7 protein-coding genes are annotated in these 6085 nt (G+C 72.4%); 5 read left to right on the top strand and 2 right to left on the bottom strand.

The genetic code is table 11. The features are described from left to right. Nucleotides 1–142 precede the first annotated feature (142 nt). Nucleotides 143–949 carry a DUF1684 domain-containing protein gene (locus IIE03_RS11535; RefSeq protein WP_192862898.1) on the top strand — a complete coding sequence of 269 codons (807 nt, stop codon included), beginning with the start codon at nucleotides 143–145 and terminating at the stop codon, nucleotides 947–949. A 60-nt stretch (nucleotides 950–1009) separates the two neighbouring features. Further along, nucleotides 1010–1963 (top strand): MerR family transcriptional regulator, encoded by a 954-nt coding sequence (locus tag IIE03_RS11530; protein ID WP_192862897.1) that lies wholly within the window; start codon nucleotides 1010–1012, stop codon nucleotides 1961–1963. A 103-nt stretch (nucleotides 1964–2066) separates the two neighbouring features. Here the strand turns inward: IIE03_RS11530 and IIE03_RS11525 are convergent, their stop codons facing one another. Further along, on the bottom strand, nucleotides 2067–2663 hold the full coding sequence (locus tag IIE03_RS11525; protein ID WP_192862896.1) for a helix-turn-helix domain-containing protein: 597 nt from the start codon (nucleotides 2661–2663) through the stop codon (nucleotides 2067–2069). Between the two features lie 188 nt (nucleotides 2664–2851). Here IIE03_RS11525 and IIE03_RS11520 point away from each other — a divergent pair, with 188 nt between their 5' ends. From IIE03_RS11520 to IIE03_RS11510, 3 genes are all read left to right on the top strand, one after another. Continuing rightward, entirely contained in the window at nucleotides 2852–3853 is a 1002-nt protein-coding gene (locus IIE03_RS11520; protein ID WP_192862895.1) for a trypsin-like serine peptidase, read from the top strand. A gap of 294 nt (nucleotides 3854–4147) precedes the next feature. Next, on the top strand, nucleotides 4148–4330 hold the full coding sequence (locus IIE03_RS27010) for a winged helix-turn-helix domain-containing protein (RefSeq protein ID WP_192862894.1): 183 nt from the start codon (nucleotides 4148–4150) through the stop codon (nucleotides 4328–4330). A gap of 107 nt (nucleotides 4331–4437) precedes the next feature. Continuing rightward, nucleotides 4438–5571 (top strand): helix-turn-helix transcriptional regulator, encoded by a 1134-nt coding sequence (locus IIE03_RS11510; RefSeq protein WP_192862893.1) that lies wholly within the window; start codon nucleotides 4438–4440, stop codon nucleotides 5569–5571. Between the two features lie 26 nt (nucleotides 5572–5597). Here the strand turns inward: IIE03_RS11510 and IIE03_RS11505 are convergent, their stop codons facing one another. After that, nucleotides 5598–6050 (bottom strand): VOC family protein, encoded by a 453-nt coding sequence (locus IIE03_RS11505; protein ID WP_192862892.1) that lies wholly within the window; start codon nucleotides 6048–6050, stop codon nucleotides 5598–5600. Nucleotides 6051–6085 lie beyond the last annotated feature (35 nt).

Below are 6085 nucleotides of genomic sequence, written 5' to 3'. Positions count from 1 at the left end.
CCCCGGACTGAGCTGCCACACCCGGCGGGACGGCCGTCCCGTGCCGTCCCGCCGGGCACGGTTCCGCATGCTGGGCGGCCCTGCGTCCCGCGCGACCTGACATGCGTCCGTTCCGGACGCCCGATACCCCGAGGAGTACGCCATGACACACCCCGTGACCGACGCTACCGGCCGGAACGTCTACGAGGCCGAGTGGAGGGCCTGGCGAGCGGGCTGGCAGCAGTGGCTCGCCCAGCCCCACGGCTGGCTGGCCGCCGTGGCCGTGCACTGGCTCGACGACACGCCCCGCAGCTACGACGGCGTGCCCGGCCGCTGGTGGCAGAGCGGCGAGACCCTGATGATCGATCTCGACGGCGCCACCATGACCTTCGAGGGCGCCGAGCTCGCCCAGGTGGCCGCCCTGGACCTGGCCGAGGGCCCCGATGACCGCCGGATCGCCGTCGGCGACCTGGAGATCGGGATCACCTACCGCGACGGCTACCACATCAACGTCTACGACCCGGCGGCACCCGCCCGGGCGGTGTTCGACGGCGTGCCGGTCCACGATCCGGATCCCGCCTGGATCGTCACGGGAAGGTTCGAGGCGCACGACGGTGAGCGGTCCCTCGCGCTGGACACGGTGGGCTGGCGCGAGCACGAGTACCTCTCGCCCGGCGTCGTGCACTTCGAGCACGACGGCGCCGCCTACCGGATGCAGGTCATCGTCGCCGCCGGCCGGTACACCACCGTCTTCACCGACGGTACCAGCGGCGACACCACCTACCCGGCCGGCCGGTCCCTCGACGTCCCCGCGCCCGCCGCGGACGGCACCGTCACGCTCGACTTCAACCGGGCGCTGAACCTGCCCTGCGCGTTCGCAGACTACTTCCCGATCTGCCCCACGCCACCGGCCGGCAACCGCTACCCCTTCCGCATCGAAGCCGGCGAAAAGACCCCGCGCAAGGCTTGACCTTGCCCCTGGGGCGCCGCGCATGCTGACGGGGCACCCCACCCGATGGACAGGAGCATGATGAACGACGATCTGACCGCCGGAGAGTTCCAGGCCATGACCGGCCTGAGCCCGAAGGCCCTGCGGCTGTACGGCGACCGTGGCATCGTGGCCCCGACGGCGATCGATCCCGTGTCCGGGTATCGCCGGTACGCGCGGAGCCAGCTCCGGCACGGCATGACCGTCGACCTCCTCCGGCGCGCTCAGGTCCCGCTGACCGAACTGGCGGCGGCCGCGGACTTCCCCTTCGAGGAGTGGCGCCGGACGGTCGAGCTGCGGCGGCACCTGGAGGACTTCCACCTCGACGTGGCGGAGCAGGTCGCCGCCTTCGATCCCACGGACTTCACGGCCCACAGCGAGCCCGCCCCGGCCGTCGACTGGGTCGGGGTCGTCGTCGACCTCGACATCCCCGAGGACATCGAGGGGCGGGTCGAGAAGTTCATGGAGCTGGGGGTCAACACCCCCGCGATCGAGCGTGCGTTCGGCGAGGCCCTGGAGCGGTCGGGCGTCGGCCGACCGGAGGTGTCCTGGAGCGCGGTCCCCGATTCCGCCGGCAGGAACGGGAGCCGGCAGTTGCTCCTGGCGCGCCCCGGGCCCGCCCGCCTCGACCAGGCCACGCGCGATGCGATCGCCGAGCACGTGTCCTCGAGCAGCGGCGAGAAGGTCGTCGTGACGTCGGGAACGCTTCCGCGCCGCGTCGAGGTCACGTTCTCCACCGCACGCACCGTGGAACCGACGCCGGTCCTCGAGGCCGCCACCGGAGACCTGCACATGCGCGCCGTCGTCGAGGCCGCCACCGGATACCTGCACGTGCTCGCCTTCGAGGCCCACATCGCCCGGCACGGCCTCAGGGCGATCCGCCGCACGGCCCGCCAGGTCGTCCGCGGGCCGGCGCTGATCTCGGGTGCCGACCCGAGCGCGCCGGTCAGCGTGTTCGACGTGCACCCCACGCCGTCGCCGGAGCAGCGGGCCTGACGCGGACGTCCGAGGCGGAGGCGGCCCCGGCGCGCGCGGAGCCGGCCCGGGCGCGCGGAGCCCGTCGGTCCGTGCCCTCAGTCCCTGGTGCGGGTCCGTGCCCTCAGTCCGCGGTGCGCAGGTGAGCCCGCTTCCCGTGCTGTCCGAACAGGATCAGCAGCTCGAGCGGCCCCTCCCCGATGTTGGCGACCGCGTGCGGCGTGCGCGTGTCGAACTCGGCCGCCTCTCCCGCACCCATCTCGAAGTCCTGATCGCCGAGTGCGAGCCGCATCCGTCCACCCAGGACGTAGATCCACTCGTACCCTTCGTGCACCTGCTGGTCGAGCACGTCAGGAACGGTCGCGGGCACCGGCAGAACCTGCTTGTACGCGTTGATGCCGCCCGGATCGCGCGACAACGGCACCCAGACCACGCCCTGACGGGTCACCGGCCGCGGATGGATCCGCGGGTCACCGGTGGCGGGCGCGCCGACGAGGCCGTCGAGCGGCATCCGATAGGCCCGCGCCAGCGGCAGGAGCACCTCGAGCGTCGCACGGCGCCGGCCGGACTCGATCCGGGACAGCGTGCTGACCGACATCCCGGTCAGCTCCGCGACCCGGGCAAGTGTCACGCGCCGCTGCTTGCGGATCGCGCGCAAGCGCGGCCCGACGCCGCTGAGTACCGCGTCGAGGTCGTCGGTCAAGGTGCCGTCGTCAGTCATGGTGTCATCGTCGGTCATCACTCCGGGATTCGACCGGCCGGCTTGCGGTTCTGACAACTTTTCAGGCATGACCAACTCCATACCGGTACAGGCCCGGAAATTTACGTACAGGAAACCTCGCATGTCCGAAATGCCTCCACACTCGTCATGGTCCGTTATCGACCGGACCGTGACGACAAGGAGAACGCATGCGTATCACCCACACCCGCACGCTCCTCGCGAGCTTCTCTGCCCTGATCCTCACCGGCACCACGCTCGCGCTGGGCGCGCCCTCCCAGGCGGCACCCGAGCCCCACCCGAAGGGCGTGGAGGTGCACGCCGCCGCGACGACCCGTACCGCCCACGAGCGCATCGTGAGCTACTGGACGCCCGAGCGGATGCGCGCCGCGGTCCCCGCGGACGTGCTCGTGGCCGACCGGGACAAGGCGTCCGCCGGTGACAGCGTTGCCGCCGGTGCGCCCGCCGTCGTCGGCGAGCGTGCGAGCAAGGAGCCGAAGGCGGCCGCCGCGGAGGTCGGCGAGTACTACACCGGCGGCGGGAACGTCGTCGCGACCACCGGGAAGGTGTTCTTCACCCTCGGCGGGACCAACTACGTCTGCTCCGGCAGCGCCGTGTCCTCGGCCAACGAAGACGTCGTCCTCACCGCCGGGCACTGCCTCAACGAGGGCCCGGGCGCGTACGCGACCAACTTCGCGTTCGTCCCGGCGTACGACGACGGCTCGCGCCCGTACGGCACGTTCACCGCGCGCTCGCTGCTCACCACGTCCCAGTGGGCCAACCAGGGCGACTTCGACTACGACGTCGGCTTCGCCGTGATGAACACGGTCGGCGGGCAGAACCTCACCGACGTGGTGGGCAGCCAGCCGATCGGCTTCAACCTGTCGCGCGGGCAGTACGCGTACTCGTTCGGCTACCCGGCGGCCCGCCCGTACGACGGGACGGACATCGCCTGGTGCCACGGCCAGACGGGCGACGACGTCTGGGGCGGGAGCAACGACTACGCCCTGTCGTGCAACATGACCGGCGGGTCCTCGGGCGGCCCGTGGTTCACGTCCTACGACGAGGCGTCCGGCAACGGCGTGCTGACCTCGGTCAACTCGTTCGGGTACCGCGGCCTGCGCAACGTCATGTTCGGCCCGTACCTCGGGTCGGTGGCGCAGTCGGTCTACACCACCGCCGCGGGGATGTAGCGGGGACATAGCGGCACGGCGGGGGCGGTCTCTCGGGCAGAGGCCGTCCCCGCCGTCCGTTCGTCGCCACCGGGACAGGCGACCGCCCTCACTCACCACCGTCCCCGTCGCCGTCCCCGCCGTCGCCCTCCGCGGTGAGATCGGTCCAGTCGTCGTCGTCCCAGCGATCGTCGTGTGCGGCTCGATCAGCATCGACGTCGCGGCCCGTGAGGTGGACGCCCCGGGTGGCCGGGTCCGGTTGTCTGCGCGCGAGATCTCGCTGCTGGCCACCCTCGCGACACGCACCGACCGGGTGTGGACCTACGGCGACCTCGCGGCACGTGTCTGGGCACGGCTTCCACCGGGCGACCGCAGGCGATCGTGTCGGCGGTCAAGCGCCTGCGCCGCCGCCTGGAGGGAGTCGAGGGAGTAGGGATCGAGACCGTGCGAGGCGTCGGGTACCGCCTCGTGCTGGCGGATCGTGCGGAGCGGGGCTGATCGTCGACCCTGGTACTGGCAGGGCCTGGTTCCCCACCGGTGCCGCCGCGACAATGTCGGAGATCGCAACGGGGCGCCAGTTCTGCCACCAGAGGGAGGGGAGCGCCATGACCATCGAGCCACGCGAGCCGGCCGACGCGGTCGCCCGTGCGATACAGGTCCTCGGATACGCGGTCGGAAGGGGCGCCGTCGACGAGAAGCAGGTCGCGTGCGGGCTGGACCTCGAGCTGGATGAGGTGCGTGCCACGTTGCACGAGCTGGAACGGGACGGTCTGGTCGTGCGGCGGGACGACGGGCCCGCGAGGCCGTCCGCCGGCGGACGGTGGGCGGCGCTGCCGCCACGTTCCGCGCTGACCACGTTGCTCGCCGAGCGGCGCCGGGACCTGGCCGAGTGGGAGAGGCATCTCGACGAGCTCGCGATCGCGTACCGGGCCGCGGCGGGGCGCGACGACGACGTGCGCACGGAGGTCCTCAGCAGCCCGGAGGACGTCGCGGCGATGTACCGGCACCTCCTGGGTTCGGCTACCCGCGAGGTGCTGCACCTGGTCAAGCCGCCGCTGCTGGCGCCCGATCCGGGGGCGACCGACCCGGCGGCGGGCACCGCTTCCCACCCCGACCCGATGGTGCCCGCCATCGATCCGGAAGCCGACGTGCGCAGCGTCTACGACAGCGAGACCTTCATGGACCCGGTGTCGCTCGAGACGGCTCTCCAGGGGCGGGGGACCCCCACGCGGCTGCGTCTGGCGCCACGCGTGCCGTTCAAGCTGGTGGTGGTCGACCGACAGGTCGCCATGCTCCCCGCCGGGGGCCCGGACGCGGGGGACACCTCGATCGTCGTCTACGCTCCCGCGCTGGTCGGGGCCCTCGCGGAACTGTTCGAGCGGGTGTGGGACGCGGCGGTCCCGCAGGAACTGTGGCGGTCGCACGACCTGCCGCTCCTGGGGCGTGGCGAGCAGGGAGACCTCGCCGTTCCCGAATACCTGCCCACGCGCGACGCCGGCGCGGAGCCGGCGGAGCGCATCACCCTCACGCCCCGGTCCCGTTCCATCCTCGACCTGATGGCGGGTGGCCTCACCGACGAGGCGATCGGCCGGGCGCTCGACATCAGCAGGCGCACGGTGCAGTCCGAGGTCTCCCACCTCGCCGAGCAACTCGGCGCACGCACGCGGTTCCAGATCGCCCTCCTGGCCTCCGAGCAGGGGCTGGTCGCCGCGCGCGGACGGAGCCCTGCCCTGAGCTGATCGCCGGCCGCGGACGCCAAAGGGCGTCAGTCCCGGCTCGCCGCCCAGGCGTCGCTCGCGCGCTGGACGTCGGCGGTGGTCACGGCGTCGTCCACCGTCACGAAGTACCAGCGATGCCCGAACGGGCAGCGCACGGCCGCCTGGCGGAACCCTTCGAACCAGTCCGCCGGCTCGACGAGGCTCGTCGCCCCGGCACCGATCGCCCGCGCGTAGGCGGCATCCGTGTCCGGGACGGGGATCGTGAAGCTCGCGTGCGTCGGGCCGCCGGGCTCCGGGGCGACGGAGTCCGGCGGGAACGCGGCGGCCACCGTGAACGTGGACTCGCCCGCGGCGGACCGCAGGATCAGGTCGGAGTGGATCACGGCGTCGCCGGCGGTGATCACGTCGAGCGTCTCGGCGCCGAGCGCGGCCTCGTAGAAGGCGATGGCCGCCCGCGCGTCGGACACGGCGATGTTGGGGTGCAGGGTCGAGTTCCTCATGACGTCGATACTCACGCGGCCCGGCTGTGCCAGGC

The sequence above is a fragment of the Myceligenerans pegani genome (assembly GCF_014892515.1).
In the GTDB taxonomy this organism is placed as follows: Bacteria; Actinomycetota; Actinomycetes; order Actinomycetales; family Cellulomonadaceae; genus Myceligenerans; species Myceligenerans pegani.
The sequence above is the reverse complement of the archived record's forward strand: the minus strand, read 5'-3'. Positions and strand labels throughout refer to the sequence as shown.

Excerpts from the sequence above, each read along its gene's own strand:
- IIE03_RS11525 (WP_192862896.1), bottom strand. The coding sequence starts at position 2,663 with ATGACTGACGACGGCACCTTGACCGACGACCTCGACGCGGTACTCAGC.
- IIE03_RS11505 (WP_192862892.1), bottom strand. The coding sequence starts at position 6,050 with ATGAGGAACTCGACCCTGCACCCCAACATCGCCGTGTCCGACGCGCGG.
- IIE03_RS11510 (WP_192862893.1), top strand. The coding sequence starts at position 4,438 with ATGACCATCGAGCCACGCGAGCCGGCCGACGCGGTCGCCCGTGCGATA.
- IIE03_RS11535 (WP_192862898.1), top strand. The coding sequence starts at position 143 with ATGACACACCCCGTGACCGACGCTACCGGCCGGAACGTCTACGAGGCC.
- IIE03_RS11530 (WP_192862897.1), top strand. The coding sequence starts at position 1,010 with ATGAACGACGATCTGACCGCCGGAGAGTTCCAGGCCATGACCGGCCTG.
- IIE03_RS11520 (WP_192862895.1), top strand. The coding sequence starts at position 2,852 with ATGCGTATCACCCACACCCGCACGCTCCTCGCGAGCTTCTCTGCCCTG.